This is a genomic window from Actinobacillus equuli, from assembly GCF_900636745.1.
In the GTDB taxonomy this organism is placed as follows: domain Bacteria; phylum Pseudomonadota; class Gammaproteobacteria; order Enterobacterales; family Pasteurellaceae; genus Actinobacillus; species Actinobacillus equuli.
This window is the reverse complement of sequence record NZ_LR134310.1, coordinates 702,511-717,339: the sequence shown is the minus strand read 5'-3', so window position 1 is coordinate 717,339 and position 14,829 is coordinate 702,511. Positions and strand designations below refer to the sequence as shown.

General features: G+C 42.7%; 20 protein-coding genes. 8 read left to right on the top strand and 12 right to left on the bottom strand.

Annotated features, from left to right (window positions below; translation table 11 throughout):
• The first annotated feature begins 13 nt into the window (after positions 1–13).
• The 3 genes from EL121_RS03280 to EL121_RS03270 are packed head-to-tail and all read left to right on the top strand — an operon-like array spanning position 14 to position 2,903.
• Positions 14–904: an ABC transporter permease subunit gene (locus EL121_RS03280; protein ID WP_039197684.1), complete on the top strand. Its 891-nt coding sequence runs from the start codon at positions 14–16 to the stop codon at positions 902–904.
• Between the two features lie 10 nt (positions 905–914).
• A complete protein-coding gene (gene dppD, locus EL121_RS03275) occupies positions 915–1,901 on the top strand; it encodes a dipeptide ABC transporter ATP-binding protein (RefSeq protein WP_039197682.1) in 987 nt (328 codons plus the stop codon).
• A 12-nt stretch (positions 1,902–1,913) separates the two neighbouring features.
• The gene (locus EL121_RS03270) at positions 1,914–2,903 is read left to right on the top strand and encodes a peptide ABC transporter ATP-binding protein (RefSeq protein WP_039197680.1); all 990 of its coding nucleotides are present in this window, start codon (positions 1,914–1,916) and stop codon (positions 2,901–2,903) included.
• 111 nt (positions 2,904–3,014) lie between these two features.
• On the opposite strand, the gene EL121_RS03265 is transcribed toward EL121_RS03270, so the two are convergent.
• From EL121_RS03265 to exbB, 9 genes are all read right to left on the bottom strand, one after another.
• Entirely contained in the window at positions 3,015–3,653 is a 639-nt protein-coding gene (locus EL121_RS03265) for a hypothetical protein (RefSeq protein WP_039197678.1), read from the bottom strand.
• Between the two features lie 55 nt (positions 3,654–3,708).
• Positions 3,709–4,053, bottom strand: a complete 345-nt coding sequence (locus tag EL121_RS03260; RefSeq protein WP_014992067.1) for a RidA family protein — start codon at positions 4,051–4,053, stop codon at positions 3,709–3,711.
• Positions 4,054–4,140: 87 nt separating this feature from the next.
• Positions 4,141–5,178 (bottom strand): branched-chain amino acid aminotransferase, encoded by a 1,038-nt coding sequence (locus EL121_RS03255; RefSeq protein WP_039197676.1) that lies wholly within the window; start codon positions 5,176–5,178, stop codon positions 4,141–4,143.
• Between the two features lie 143 nt (positions 5,179–5,321).
• Positions 5,322–5,645, bottom strand: a complete 324-nt coding sequence (gene grxD / locus EL121_RS03250) for a Grx4 family monothiol glutaredoxin (RefSeq protein ID WP_039195759.1) — start codon at positions 5,643–5,645, stop codon at positions 5,322–5,324.
• 80 nt (positions 5,646–5,725) lie between these two features.
• Positions 5,726–6,331, bottom strand: a complete 606-nt coding sequence (gene recR / locus EL121_RS03245) for a recombination mediator RecR (RefSeq protein WP_039197674.1) — start codon at positions 6,329–6,331, stop codon at positions 5,726–5,728.
• Positions 6,332–6,401: 70 nt separating this feature from the next.
• Positions 6,402–6,731 (bottom strand): YbaB/EbfC family nucleoid-associated protein, encoded by a 330-nt coding sequence (locus EL121_RS03240; RefSeq protein ID WP_005600053.1) that lies wholly within the window; start codon positions 6,729–6,731, stop codon positions 6,402–6,404.
• Between the two features lie 168 nt (positions 6,732–6,899).
• Complete coding sequence (locus tag EL121_RS03235) at positions 6,900–7,745, bottom strand: energy transducer TonB family protein (RefSeq protein WP_039197672.1); 846 nt, start codon at positions 7,743–7,745, stop codon at positions 6,900–6,902.
• Between the two features lie 9 nt (positions 7,746–7,754).
• Positions 7,755–8,144, bottom strand: a complete 390-nt coding sequence (gene exbD / locus EL121_RS03230; protein ID WP_014992062.1) for a TonB system transport protein ExbD — start codon at positions 8,142–8,144, stop codon at positions 7,755–7,757.
• Between the two features lie 44 nt (positions 8,145–8,188).
• Entirely contained in the window at positions 8,189–8,641 is a 453-nt protein-coding gene (gene exbB / locus EL121_RS03225) for a TonB-system energizer ExbB (RefSeq protein WP_039197670.1), read from the bottom strand.
• 191 nt (positions 8,642–8,832) lie between these two features.
• Between exbB and glpE the strand changes: the two genes are divergently transcribed.
• Positions 8,833–9,159, top strand: coding sequence for a thiosulfate sulfurtransferase GlpE (gene glpE / locus EL121_RS03220; RefSeq protein ID WP_039197668.1), 327 nt, complete (start codon positions 8,833–8,835; stop codon positions 9,157–9,159).
• 45 nt (positions 9,160–9,204) lie between these two features.
• Positions 9,205–10,050 (top strand): co-chaperone YbbN, encoded by an 846-nt coding sequence (locus EL121_RS03215; protein WP_039197666.1) that lies wholly within the window; start codon positions 9,205–9,207, stop codon positions 10,048–10,050.
• A 73-nt stretch (positions 10,051–10,123) separates the two neighbouring features.
• On the opposite strand, the gene dhaM is transcribed toward EL121_RS03215, so the two are convergent.
• From dhaM to dhaK, 3 genes are read right to left on the bottom strand one after another with little or no spacing between them, the layout of a single operon-like run.
• A complete protein-coding gene (dhaM, locus tag EL121_RS03210; RefSeq protein WP_039197664.1) occupies positions 10,124–10,531 on the bottom strand; it encodes a dihydroxyacetone kinase phosphoryl donor subunit DhaM in 408 nt (135 codons plus the stop codon).
• Positions 10,532–10,539: 8 nt separating this feature from the next.
• Entirely contained in the window at positions 10,540–11,166 is a 627-nt protein-coding gene (gene dhaL / locus EL121_RS03205; protein WP_039197663.1) for a dihydroxyacetone kinase subunit DhaL, read from the bottom strand.
• 1 nt (position 11,167) lies between these two features.
• Positions 11,168–12,238: a dihydroxyacetone kinase subunit DhaK gene (gene dhaK, locus EL121_RS03200; protein ID WP_039197661.1), complete on the bottom strand. Its 1,071-nt coding sequence runs from the start codon at positions 12,236–12,238 to the stop codon at positions 11,168–11,170.
• A gap of 170 nt (positions 12,239–12,408) precedes the next feature.
• Between dhaK and trxB the strand changes: the two genes are divergently transcribed.
• The 3 genes from trxB to EL121_RS03185 all read left to right on the top strand — a co-directional run bounded on the left by trxB (position 12,409) and on the right by EL121_RS03185 (position 14,770).
• On the top strand, positions 12,409–13,362 hold the full coding sequence (gene trxB, locus EL121_RS03195; RefSeq protein ID WP_039197660.1) for a thioredoxin-disulfide reductase: 954 nt from the start codon (positions 12,409–12,411) through the stop codon (positions 13,360–13,362).
• 106 nt (positions 13,363–13,468) lie between these two features.
• A complete protein-coding gene (kdsB, locus tag EL121_RS03190; RefSeq protein ID WP_039197658.1) occupies positions 13,469–14,221 on the top strand; it encodes a 3-deoxy-manno-octulosonate cytidylyltransferase in 753 nt (250 codons plus the stop codon).
• Positions 14,222–14,344: 123 nt separating this feature from the next.
• Positions 14,345–14,770, top strand: coding sequence for a YidB family protein (locus tag EL121_RS03185; RefSeq protein ID WP_005595728.1), 426 nt, complete (start codon positions 14,345–14,347; stop codon positions 14,768–14,770).
• The last annotated feature ends 59 nt before the right edge of the window (positions 14,771–14,829 follow it).

Below are 14,829 nucleotides of genomic sequence, written 5' to 3'. Positions count from 1 at the left end.
AGTGAGATACATAATGTCTTCAACAACCCTTTCGGCACCGGCTCCGAAGACACCTTTACAAGAGTTTTGGTATTACTTTTGCCAAAACCGTGGTGCGGTTATCGGGCTTGCCTTTATTACTATTGTCTTTTTTGCTGCAGTATTTGCAGGTTGGGTCGCCCCTTTTGATCCGATTGAGCAAAATCGTAGTGCCTTATTACTGCCTCCGGCGTGGATGGACGGTGGTAATTCCGCTTATCTGTTAGGAACCGATGATATTGGGCGTGATATTCTTTCCCGTATTATCTACGGCGCGCGTTTATCGGTATTTATCGGTTTAGTGATCGTTGTTTTATCATGTGTGTTCGGCGTGATTTTAGGCTTACTTGCCGGCTATTACGGCGGTGTGATTGATATCGTGATTATGCGCTTTGTCGATATTATGTTAGCTATTCCGAGCTTACTTCTCACCATTGGCGTGGTCACCATTTTAGGTCCTTCTTTGATTAATGCGGCGATAGCGATTGCTATTGTATCGATTCCAAGTTATGTGCGTTTAACCCGAGCTTCGGTCATGAGCGAAAAAAATCGTGATTATGTGGTAGCGAGCCGAGTTGCCGGTGCCGGTGTATTACGTTTAATGTTTATCGTGATTTTACCGAACTGTCTGGCACCGTTAATTGTGCAAATGACGATGGGGATTTCCAATGCGATTCTAGAACTTGCCGCGCTTGGCTTCTTAGGTATCGGCGCGCAACCGCCGACACCGGAATTAGGTACAATGTTGGCGGAATCTCGTGGCTTTATGCAATCGGCAAACTGGTTGGTAACTATCCCGGGGTTAGCAATTTTATTACTTGTCTTGGCGTTTAACTTAATGGGCGATGGCTTACGTGATGCGCTTGATCCGAAACTCAAACAATAAGGAGAGCAAGATGGCTTTATTAACGGTAGATCAGCTTTCTGTCCATTTCGGTGATGAGAAAGCGCCTTTCAAAGCGGTAGATCGTATCAGTTATACGATTAACGAAGGTGAAGTATTAGGTATTGTCGGTGAATCCGGTTCGGGTAAATCAGTCAGCTCTTTAGCGATTATGGGCTTAATTGATTTCCCCGGTCGAGTAACGGCAAACTCGCTTGAGTTTAACGGCAATAATTTATTGGCGTTAAAACCGAAAGAAAAACAGAAAATTGTCGGTGCGGACGTGTCGATGATTTTCCAAGATGCGATGACCAGTCTTAACCCGAGTTATACGGTCGGTTTTCAAATTATGGAAGCGTTAAAGGTGCATCAAGGCGGCTCAAAAGCGGCTCGCCGTGAACGTGCGATTGAATTATTAACCATGGTGGGGATTCCAGATCCGCAATCTCGTTTAGAGGTTTATCCGCATCAGCTTTCGGGCGGTATGAGCCAGCGTGTGATGATCGCAATGGCGATTGCGTGCAATCCGAAATTATTGATTGCGGACGAACCGACCACCGCATTAGACGTAACGATTCAAGCACAAATTATTGATTTATTGCTGGAATTGCAACGCAAAGAAAATATGGCGTTGATTCTGATTACCCACGATTTAGCATTGGTTGCGGAATCGGCACATCGCATTATCGTGATGTATGCAGGGCAAGTGGTGGAAGAGGGCAAGGCGGAATTAATCTTTAAAGCGCCGCTTCACCCCTATACGCAAGCATTGCTTAAAGCTTTGCCTGAATTTGCCGAAGGTAAATCTCGTTTACAATCGCTGCCCGGTGTGGTTCCCGGCAAATATGACCGACCGCAAGGCTGTTTGCTGAATCCTCGTTGCCCGTATGCTACGGATAAATGCCGAACCAGCGAACCTGAATTACGTGTTTTAAGCGGTCGCCAAGTGAAATGCCATTTCCCGTTAGATGAAAATGGTATTCCTACAATGCAGCAATAACGGAGAAGCGAAATGACTGATTTGCAAAAAAATGAACAAAACGCACCGCTTCTTGATGCGAAAAATCTGAAAAAATATTATCCGGTTAAGCAAGGAATGTTCGCTAAACCGAAAACGGTTAAAGCGGTAGATGGCGTGTCATTCCAATTGGAACGAGGCAAAACATTGGCGGTGGTTGGCGAGTCCGGCTGCGGTAAGTCAACCTTGGGGCGAATGCTCACGATGATTGAAAGCCCGACCGAAGGCGAGCTGTTTTATAAAGGGCAGAATTTCTTAGTCAATGATAAAGAAACCGCCGCATTGCGTCGTAAGAAAATTCAGATTGTGTTCCAAAACCCTTATAGCTCGCTGAATCCGCGTAAAAAAGTGGGAAGCATTTTAGAAGAGCCGTTATTAATCAATACCGATTTATCGGCAGCAGAGCGTAAAGCGAAGGTGTTGGAAATGATGGGCAAAGTCGGTTTAAAACCTGAGTTTTACGACCGCTATCCGCATATGTTCTCCGGCGGACAACGCCAGCGTATTGCGATTGCCAGAGGCTTAATGCTCAACCCTGATGTAGTGGTGGCGGATGAGCCGGTTTCGGCATTAGATGTATCAGTGCGTGCGCAGGTGCTTAATTTGATGATGGATCTGCAAGACGATATGGGGCTTTCTTATGTTTTCATTTCGCACGATCTGTCGGTGGTTGAGCATATTGCCGATGAAGTGATGGTGATGTACTTAGGACGAGTGGTGGAGCAAGGCGAAACCAAAGCGATTTTCAGCAATCCTCGTCACCCGTATACCCAAGCGTTACTTTCGGCGACACCTCGCTTAAATCCGGAGCAACGTCGTGAGCGAATTAAATTAACCGGCGAATTACCAAGCCCGTTAAATCCTCCGCAAGGTTGTGCGTTCAATGCTCGTTGCCGCTTGGCGACCGAAAAATGTAAAGTGGAACAACCTCAGTTGAAAAGCTACGAAAACGGCACAAAAATAGCCTGTTTTATGGTGGAATAGTTTAAGATAAATGTTCACCACGGAATACACTGATTACTCGGATATTTTCTGTGTAATCGGTGTATTCCGTGGTTTTTATTTCTCTGTAAGCAATGAATCGTAAAGTAAGAATCACAATAGCTGTTTAAGATTCTCAATGAGGTAATCCAGAATTGATTTTCCGGTTTGCAATTTCGTACTTAGCATTCGTTGGGCGTTGGCATGGTGAATATTGAGCGTTTGATTAATATCCGGTTCGTTGGTTAAGTTCCACTGTTGACCGAGGCGAGCGACAATATCGGATAAATCGTGTTCAGCTTTGGTTTCCGCACGAATATTAATCCATAAATCGGCATTTGGTTGGGGTTGTGGTGTTTTATAGATATTTGAGCCAATCCAAACGAGTGTACCTTCTCCCACCGGATCAAGGGTCGCGAGCAAACGTACGCGATAGCCTTTGTCTTTTAGTATTCTGGCTAAATGCGGCGCATTCCAACCACCTAAACTGTGTCCGATAATATAGATAAGATCTTGTGGCTGAATTTTGATTAGCACGTTTAATTCAATGTCGCTAAGATGAAAAATATGGTTGTAACCAAGCGTGTGAATACGGATTTGCTCGTGATTGGGGATATAGCTTTTAATTTTTCTTGCCAGCCTTTGTTTTGCTAGGCTGATATTGCGGAGCGGGCCAACAAAATAATAAGGCTCTTGATCAGCAGCGCCACCGATTAAGAATATATGCGCATGGCGATAAAATGGGGATCGCATATTACCTCCTATAATAAAAAAGCGTGGGTTAGCCTGATCAGCCCCACGCTTTTAGTTATACCGCAGCATTCACTACGATTTCAACCTTCCAGTTAGGATTTGCAAGTCTTGCCTCCACCGCAGCACGTGGCGGCGCATTATTTTCCGCCACCCATTCGTCCCAAGCACGGTTCATCTCATCATAATAAGCCATATTCGCAAGATAAACGGTTGCCATTAAGATCTTACTTTTATCGGTATTAGCTTTAGCTAAGAATTTATCAATTTCCGCAAGCACTTGTTTGGTTTGCTGATAAGCGTCTTGGCTATCGTCAGTCGGCACTTGCCCGGCGAGATAAGCCACTCCGTTATAAATTGCAACTTCAGAGAAACGTTTACTGACATCAATACGTTTAATCATAATATTCCTTATATTTGAAAGAAAACAAGCGGTAGAAATTTGCAAAAAAATTGCAAAATTTTACCGCTTGTAATAGCTTAAATAGGCTTATTCTACTTTAACAATCCAGCCTTCCGGTGCTTCCACATCACCGAATTGGATACCGGTAAGTTCCGCATATAAGCGTTTTGTTACTGGGCCAACTTCCGTTTCCGAATAGAATACGTGGAAGTTATCTTTATGTTGAATACCACCAACCGGTGTAATTACCGCAGCTGTACCGCAAGCGCCGGCTTCGGCGAATTGATCTAATTGATCGATATATACGTCGCCTTCAATCGTTTCCATACCTAAACGCTCTTTAGCGATATGTAATAACGAGTATTTGGTAATACTTGGTAAGATTGATTCTGACGCTGGGGTAATAAATTTATTGTCTTTGGTAATACCGAAGAAGTTTGCCGCACCCACTTCTTCAATTTTGGTATGAGTTTTCGGATCAAGGTAGATCGCATCAGCAAATTTGCGTGTGGCAGTACCTTGTTCTGCCGCTAATTCGTGCGGTAATAAACTTGCCGCATAGTTACCACCTACTTTAACACCGCCGGTTCCCATTGGTGCGGCACGGTCGTAGTCGGTTGTGATGAAGTTAGACGGTGCTAAACCACCTTTGAAATAAGCACCAACCGGACAACAGAATACGGAGAAAATGTATTCCGGCGCTGCTTTAACCCCGATATTTTCACCTACGCCGATTAAGAACGGACGTAAGTAAAGCGTTGCGCCTGAACCGTATGGACCTAACCAATCTTGGTTTGCTTTTACCACTTCTGTACAAGCACGCACAAATAATTCGGTCGGTACTTCTGCCATTAACAAACGGCGAGCAGTGCCTTGCATACGTTTTGCATTTTCTTCAGGGCGAAATAAGTTAATAGAGCCGTCTTTGCAACGATAGGCTTTTAAGCCTTCGAAACATTGCTGACCGTAGTGAAGTGCGGTTGAACCTTCGTGAATGTGGAGTGTGTTATCTGTAGTTAATTGACCTTCATCCCATTTACCGTCTTTCCAATGTGCGATGAAGCGATAATCCGTTTTAATGTAGGAAAAGCCTAAATTAGCCCAATCTAAATCTTTTAAAGCCATGTTGTTGTGTCCTTATTGTTATTTATTACAAATGAATTTTTACATTGTAAGCCAAAAACGAAGCGGAATGTAAGAGCAAAATGGCATTTTTTTGTTGAAAAAAAGCCCAAGCGAATTGCTTGGGCTGAATGTTTGTAAAAGAATTAAGCGTGTTTTGCCGCAACTTCTTTTAATAAGGTTTGTAGTTCACCTTTTTGGAACATTTCTAATACGATGTCACAACCACCGATTAATTCGCCTTCTACCCATAATTGCGGGAAAGTCGGCCAGTTTGCGAATTTTGGTAATTCAGCACGAATATCCGGGTTAGTTAAAATATCTACATAACCGAATGGTACTTGGCAGTTAATTACTGCTTCCACCGCACGAGCAGAGAAACCGCATGAGGGGAATTTCGGCGAACCTTTCATATAAAGAAGAATTGGGTTTTCGCTGATTTGTTTTTTGATTTTTTCAATAGTATCGATAGTTTCCATGATAACCTCTAGTGATTAATACTTGAGTGATTGTATCAGACTTTTATGACTAGCCAAATAACCTTTTCACCTTACAACGAAATATCTCGTCTGCCGGCAAAAGAGTGGGAAAGGGTTGTACCATCTACCATTTCTAATGAGCCGCCAACCGGAATCCCATGCGCAATGCGAGTCACTTTTACATTGTGAATACGGCACATTTCCGCAATATAATTGGCGGTCGCATCGCCTTCAATCGTCGGATTAGTGGCAAGAATGACTTCGTGAAAAGATTCGTTTTCTAAACGGCTTTGTAACAGATCTAAGCCAATTTCTCTCGGCCCGATGCCGTCCAACGGCGAAAGATGTCCCATTAATACAAAGTAACGTCCTGAAAACTGTCCGGTTTGCTCAATTGCTTGAATATCTTCCGGCATTTCAACCACACAAAGTTGACCGCTCATTTGGCGGCGAGGGTTTTTACAGATATTACATTCGTCTTCTTCGGTAAATGTACGGCAAGAACGACAATGACCGATATGCGTCATTGCTTCGTTCAATGCCTTCGATAAGTTCACTCCGCCGGAACGATTGCGTTGTAATAAATGATATGCCATACGCTGTGCGGATTTCGGGCCGACACCAGGTAATGCACGCAGGGCTTCCATAAGGTTTTCGAGTAAAGGGCTAATTTGCATAAATAGGAATGGATAGTTGAAAATTAATAATGGATAGTTGCAATAAAGCTAACTATCCATTATCGCTAGATTAGAATGGGAATTTCATGCCCGGTGGTAATTGCATACCGGCAGTCACGCTTGCCATTTTTTCTTTTTGCATTTCTTCCGCACGGCGAACGGCATCATTGAATGCAGCGGCAACTAAGTCTTCCACCATCTCTTTATCGTCTTCCATTAATGAAGGATCGATCTCGATACGACGGCAGTTATGTGCACCATTGATTGTTACTTTTACTAAACCTGCGCCAGATTCGCCGGTTACTTCAAGTTGTGCGATTTCTTCTTGCATTTTTTGCATACGCTCTTGCATTTGCTGAGCTTGTTTCATTAAACCGCCTAAGCCGCCTTTTCCAAACATTATATTTTCCTCAATTTGTATAATAAAAATAGAAACGGTTTATTTTACTTAAGCACCCCGCTTTAGGCAAGCGCTTATCTTTTGCTGATGTTTGCAAAATTTTAGTAAAAAATGACTGCTTGTAACTGATAAAAAATAAGCTCCCGCAGAGGAGCTTATTGGCAAGATTTATTCAATCGAGAATTTTACCGGAACAGTAACACTACTTGGGAAACCAGCCGGTGGCGGCGACACTTTTGTGCTTTGTGCCGCTTTAATTGCCGCGTTATCAAGATTGCTGTTACCGGAACTGTTTAACACTTTCACATTGGTTAAATCACCGGAAGGTGATACGGTAAAGCCGATGGTAACTACACCGGTTTTACGCATCATTTTTTCTCGAGCGGGATAAGCATTATTGGCTCGGCGCTGTAATGCACGTTGTACAGCCGCTTTATAAGCACCGATTTCACTGCCGGAACTGCCGCTACCACTGCCGCCTGCCGCTCCATTTTGTGAGCCGTTTGCCGAAGTACCGTTTGGATTTCCGTTTGGTTTCCCGTTTGGGATACCCGCGCGTAACTGTGTACCTTGAGCCACATTTGGTATTGCTTTCGCCACTATGCCTTGTTTCGCTTCCGGTCCTTTTTCTAATGCCTTGATCGGCTTATCTTTAGCTTTCTCTTTTTTAGGTTTTTCTTGTTCTTTAGGCTTCGGTTGCTCTTTCGGTTTTGGCTTTTCCTTCGGCTTTTCTTTAGGTTTAGGCTGTGGCTTCGGTTCAGGAATCGGCTCTGCTTCAGGTTCCGGCTCCGGTTCTGCTTGCGGTTTTTCCGGTTCCGTCTGTGCAGGTTGTTCTTCCGCTACCGCAACTTGAGGTTGTTCTAATAAAGCGGCGACTAATTCCATCGACATTACATTATCTTCAGGCTGACCGTCCGAATGAGAACTTTTTACCATCGAAATGAAACCGGCAAAAACAAAGGTGTGAATAACAATAGAACTGACTAACCCGATACGAGAATGTTTTTTCTTCATACTCGTATCCTATTTTTTGGCTGTATCTTTCTTCGTTACGATAGCGACGTTTTTAATTTCATTCGCAGAGAGTACATCGGTGAGTTCAACAAATTTTTCAAATGCCACCGCACCATCTACTTTTAGAGTTACTTTTTGGGTTTTGTCCCAAGTGGCAATCTCTGTTGTGAGTGCTTCTTTAGTAATTGGTTGGTCGTTGAAATAGAACTCGTTGTTTTCTGTGATCGTAAGAAGTTTGGCTAATTCGTCCGCTTTCATCGCTTGAGTCGTGGTTGCTTTCGGTACGTTTACTTGAATTTTGCCTTGTGAAATAAATGAGGCGGTAACAAGTACGATCGCTAATAGCACCAACATAATGTCGATGAACGGAATAATATTAATTTCGTCAAATTTTTTCATAGGAAACCTGATTAAGTTGCAAAAAATAAGTGAAATTTGACCGCTTATTGATTGGCTTTACGGGCTTGAATGGCTTGCCATTTAAGTTTGCTTTCATCTACTTTACGGTTAAAACCGCTGTAGAACATCATTGCCGGAATTGCAACTAAGATACCTGCTGCTGTTGCTTTTAATGCAAGTGAGAGGTGGACCATAATAGATGCGGCATCAATTTCACCGCCTGAATGACCTAAATGATAGAAAGTAAGTAAGATACCCAATACAGTACCTAATAGACCGATATAAGGCGCATTAGCACCGATAGTCGAAATAGTAGTGAGGTTACGAGTTGTATCAATTTCTAAATCTTGGAGGGTTTCATATTTGGTGACATCAAGCTGTTTATAAAAGAGAACACGCTCAACAATTTTCCATACTAACACAACACTCATTAATAATAATAAACCTAAGATAATGTAATCTACATGACCTTGTAGGAGTTCAAGCATTTGTTCCATAAAATCCTCGGAAACGATAAAAAATATAAGAAAACAGACGATTCTGCATAATGAAAATGGTTCGTAATTATACTAAGTGAGGCAAAAAATTCAACTCGTAATAATAGGTATTCTCGTTTATTTTTGTAAATAGATTATGCTATATTCACTTGTTATTTTTTTGTTATATAAATTAAGGTTTAATGCGAAATATGAGCGAAACATTTACAGAAATTAGCCCGCAGCAAGCATGGGAATTAATCGAAAACGAAGGCGCGACACTTGCGGATATTCGTGATGCACGCCGTTATGTTTATAGTCACCCGCAGGATGCGTTTCATTTAACCAATGAAAGCTATGGGCGTTTTTTAGATGAAGTTGATTATGAAGAACCGGTGATTGTAATTTGTTACCACGGTGTAAGTAGCCGTAATACGGCGCAATTTTTAGTCGAGCAGGGCTTTGAGCGCGTATATAGTGTAAAAGGCGGCTTTGACGGCTGGGAAAGAAGCGGTTTACCGATTGAAACGGCTTACTAAAAATCAGCTATAATATTGCCGATTTTTTTAGATTAGGGAAATAGTATGAATTATTTTGTCAATGTCACCGAAAGTAATTTTAGTGAAGTGTGGAATGCTGCGGCACAAGTACCGGTTGTGTTTAATTTTATCTCACCGAGAGAAGTAGCTTCACTGGAAATGGATTCATTATTGCGCCGTTTAGCCGATGAAAATCCGGAGCAATTTTTATTAGCTACGGTAAATTGTGATGAACAGCAAGCATTGGCAGTTCAATTTAGAATTCAAACGATTCCGACCATGTATCTTTTTGCCGGCGGACAGCCGGTTGATATGATTCAAGGGGCAATATCCGAGCAAGAAATGCGAGTGCGTTTAGCCAATATTTTGCCGAAAGAAGAAGAGCTTAAATTCAATCAAGCGTTGGAATTGTTGCAAGATCAGCGTTATGAAGAGGCATTACCGCTACTCAAATCAGCTTGGGAAATGACCGATAAGAAAAACAGTGATTTCGCCTTGTTGTATGCAGAAACTTTTATTGTGATGAAGAAAGTGGAAGAAGCTCGAGACATCTTAAAGCAGATTCCGATTCAAGATCGTGATAGCCGTTGGAACGGCTTGCAAGCGCAAATTGAGTTGTTAGAACAAGCGAACGAATCGCCGGAATTACAGCAATTACAGGTAGATTATGCGAATAATAAAACGCCGGAAATTGCGGTTCGTTTAGCAAACCAGTTACATCAAGCACATAAAAATGAAGAGGCGTTAGTGCTACTGTTTGATTGGCTGAAAGCTGATTTAAATAGTGCAAATGGTGAAGTGAAAAGTCAATTTTTAGCGATTCTTTCCGCTTTGGGCAATGATCCTATCGTGCCAAAATTTAGACGTCAGCTTTATTCATTACTCTATTAATCGTATTTGAAGCAAAAAATGAGGCGGAAGTATTATTCCGCCTCATTTTTTATTGGGTAAATTTTTCAGAAAATTAGACCGCTTGTTGCTGCTTTAATGCAGCCGCTTCATTTGCTTCTTGTACTACTGAAGCTAAATCATCACCTCCGGCAGCAGCGACTGCTGCAGCGAATGCGCCTTCAACCAACGGCGCATAGCTAATTACCACTTTTTCCGCTTTTTCAGGCTCAAGTAAATCAATTGCGGTTTCCGCGCTTAAAATCGCACTGCCGAGATCGACAAAAATTACCACGCCGTCTTCGCTGAAGACTTCTTCAATCGCATTCATAATTTTTAGCGCATCCGTGCCAATCGGATTCTCCGGATCATCAATACCGGCAGCCACAGCAATTTGGCACGATCCTTGTGCCATTTGGCGGGTAATTTCTGCCACGCCTTCTCCAAGCTGTTTACTATGTGAAACAATCACTAAATTAACCATCACTACTCCTATTTAACCGCTTCTGCTAAGGCTTTGATTAAATAATAGCTTGACGTTGCACCAGGATCTGCATGACCAATGCTACGCTCACCTAAATAGCTGGCACGTCCTTTTTTAGCCACCATCGGTACGGTTGCATTTGCAAAATTTTTGGCTTTTTCGACCGCTTGATTAAGTAGAACAGATTCAGTTTGGGAATGATCCGCTTGAGCTAATTGGTCAAGCAACGGAAGCCAAACGTCACACAGGGTTTTATCACCCGGTTCCGCCCGCCCACGTGCAACAATGCCTTCCACCCCGGCTCTGAAGACGCTAACAAGTTCTTCAAAAGTTAGTTGTTCTTTACCGTTAGCAATTTGTGAACCTTTAATAAATAAAGTGCCGTATAAAGGTCCGCTCGCGCCGCCGACTTGAGAGAGTAATGTCATACCGACCGTTTTTAAGATCGTACCGATATCTTTATCAGTTACGCTAGCGACTTTTTCTAATGCCTTGCTAAAACCACGTTGCATATTTAAGCCGTGATCGCCGTCACCAATTTCGGTATCCAGCTGTGTGAGGAAATCTCGTTGCTCAGTCATCACCTGATTACAATTTTCAAGCCATTGCAGAATTTGTTGTTTTGAAATCGCCATTTTATTCTCCCCAACGTAATGCCGGCGTATTAACCGGTGCATCCCAAAGTGCTAAGGTTTCATCATCTACTTTCAGTAAGGTGATGGAAACGCCTTGCATATCCAACGAAGTGCAGAATGAACCGACCAAATTACGCTCAATCGTTAAACCGAATTGTTCGCAACAATCCGCAAGCACATTGTAAACACCATATAATTCTGAAAGCGGTACTGCACCTAAATTATTCACTAACGCAATCACACGATCGCCTTTTTGTAACGCTTGTTTTTTATCTAACACTTCGTTCCATTGTTGAGTATCGTTATCCCAACGGCGTACAGTACGCTCGTAATCGCCGTGTGCGATGAGTGTTTCAAACATTTGGCGTACGGTTTTATCGAGGTTCTCAAACGGACGGCGTTCAATGCCCGGTTCGCCGTGAATCCCTACGCCAAATTCCATTTCGTTTTCGGCTAAAGTAAAAGACGGCTTACCGGCTGCCGGTACAGTACAAGCCCCAAGCGCAATACCAATTGAATGTCCGGCATTATTTAACTTATAACCTAACTCGGCTAATTGCGATAAGTTGTAACCCTTATCTGCCGCTGCGCCTAATAGTTTTTCTAATAATACGGTGTTAGCAACACCTCGGCGACCGGCGGTATATAAGCTGTCTTTGACCGCTACGTCATCATCAATTAATACGGTTGCGACTTTTACACCGCTATCGGCAAGGAGCTCGGTTGCGGTTTCAAAATTTAAAACGTCACCGGTATAATTTTTAATAAGTAATAAAACGCCTTCTCCGCTATCGACATTTAAACCGCATTCAAACATTTGATCCGGTGTCGGAGAAGTAAAAATCGCACCCGGACAAGCACCGTCTAACATTCCCTTACCAACAAAACCGGCGTGCATCGGTTCGTGTCCGCTCCCGCCACCTGAAATCAATGCCACTTTACCGGCAACCGGTGCGTCAGCTCGGCGTACATAAGTCGGCTCAGTATTCAGAACAAGGGTAGGATGGGTTTTGGCAAAACCGGCTAATTGCTCTTGTAAGACAGCTTCGATTGAATTGATAAGTTTTTTCATAGCAGGGGATCCTTTTAAAAAGAAGAATTTGTCCCAATTTAACCAAAATTCGAGGTGGATTTCTGTTAGTTACTTCACAAAATCGAAAAAAAGATGAGTGAAAACGAAAATAGAGTTACAACTAAATTTACGTTAAAATAGCAACAATATTTATTGATAAGGATTACACAATGACAGTTAAACACGCAAAACTTTTAATTTTAGGCTCAGGCCCTGCGGGCTATACTGCTGCCGTTTACGCCGCTCGTGCGAATTTAAATCCGGTATTGGTGACCGGTATGCAACAAGGCGGTCAATTAACCACCACCGATGAAATTGAAAACTGGCCGGGAGAATATGAGCATACCACCGGTACAGGTTTAATGGATAAAATGCTGAAACACGCTGAAAAATTTAACACGGAAATCATTTTTGACCACATTAATAGCGTTGATCTTTCAAAACGTCCATTCACATTAAAAGGCGACATCAACACTTTCACTTGTGACGCATTAATTATCGCAACAGGCGCATCGGCAAAATATTTAGGTTTACCTTCTGAAGAAGCCTTTAAAGGCAAAGGTGTGTCAGCTTGTGCAACTTGTGACGGTTTCTTCTATCGTAACAAACCGGTTGCAGTTGTTGGTGGCGGTAACACGGCGGTTGAAGAAGCATTATATTTAGCCAATATCGCTAGCGAAGTACATTTAGTACACCGCCGTGATAGCTTCCGTGCTGAGAAAATTTTATTAGGCCGCTTACAGAAACGTGTGGAAGAAGGCAAAATTATTCTTCACACCGACAGAACGGTTGAAGAAGTGTTAGGCGATAATATGGGCGTAACCGGTGTGCGTTTAGCTTCAACCAAAGACGAGAGCAAAGAAGAAATTAAAGTGGACGGCTTCTTTGTTGCGATCGGTCACGCACCAAATACCGCAATTTTTGACGGTCAGCTTGAATTGGATAACGGTTACATTAAAGTGAAATCGGGCTTAGAAGGCAATGCGACCGCAACTAGCGTAGAAGGAGTATTTGCTGCAGGTGATGTTATGGATCATAACTATCGCCAAGCAATCACTTCAGCAGGTACAGGCTGTATGGCGGCGTTAGATGCAGAACGTTTCTTAGATGCGTTAGAAGCCTAAATATTTTTACGGAACATTAGCTCCATTCAAACAAGCGGTTAAATTTCACAAGAATTTTGCCATGTTGATTTAAGCGGATGTTCCGAGTTTTTATAAAGGAAATGTTATGAATTTTACTGTGATTATCCCGGCTCGTTACGCCTCAAGCCGCTTACCTCGTAAACCGTTGTTAGATATTGCCGGAAAACCGATGATTCAGCACGTATGGGAAAAAGCGCAACAAGCCGGTGCAACACGGGTAATTATTGCGACCGACCATCCGGAGATTGAAGCAACCGCCAAAGCATTTGGGGCGGAAGTGTGTATGACTTCGGATCAACATAATTCAGGCACGGAACGTTTAGCGGAAGTGATTGAAAAGATGCAGATTTCCGATGATGAAATTATCGTGAATGTGCAAGGTGATGAGCCGTTGATCCCGCCGGTGATCGTTTCGCAGGTGGCGGAAAATTTAGATCGTTGCCAAGTGAATATGGCGACATTAGCGGTAAAATTAACCACCAAAGAAGAACTTTTCAATCCGAATGCCGTCAAAGCGCTGGCAGATAAAAACGGTATGGCACTCTATTTCTCTCGTGCGCCGATTCCGTTTGCCCGTGATCATTTCGCAGACTGTGATGACGCTTTTGTCGCAAGCCAAAATTACTTACGCCATATCGGTATCTACGCATATCGTGCCGGCTTTGTAAAACAATATGTGGCTTGGCGACCGACGCAATTAGAACAATTGGAATCGTTAGAGCAACTACGTGCGTTATGGTACGGAGAAAAAATTCATATCGAACTTGCTAAACAAGCACCTCAGGTAGGGGTGGATACGCAAGAAGATTTGGAACGTGTTCGCCGAATTCTAGCTTAGAATCGGCAGAAACAAGCGGTCAAAATTGCAAAAAACTTTGCAAATCGGACCGCTTAATTATCTAGGCTGAGTAACAACTCAGTAAATAAAAACGTGCTTAGGCACATTTCTCGGAGTAAACCTATGTTAGGAAACATTTTAGGCTCAATCGCATCATCTGTTTTAAGTGGCGGTAACGGCAATCAATCAACAGCACTTCAATTAATTCAAGCATTACTACAATCTCAAGGTGGTGTTGAAGGTGTAATCGCTAAATTACAACAAGGCGGTTTGGACGATCTGTTAAAAACTTGGATCAGTGCAGATGAAGAAAACGCACCGGTATCTGGCGAACAAATCGCAAATGTATTCGGTCAAGAAAATCTGCAAGCGGCGGCACAAGAAGCGGGTGTAGAAGAAAAAGATGCGGGTGATTTATTAGCGGAGTTTTTACCGAAAATCGTTGATACATTAACACCGGACGGTCAATTACCGGATCTACAAAACTTAAATACTAACGACCTATTAGCACAAGCAGCAAAAGGTGTGTTAGGTAAATTATTTAGCTAATCTTAAAACAACAGGGAGAATTTAATTCTCCCTGTTTTTGTTTTGGCTTAATTAGCCCT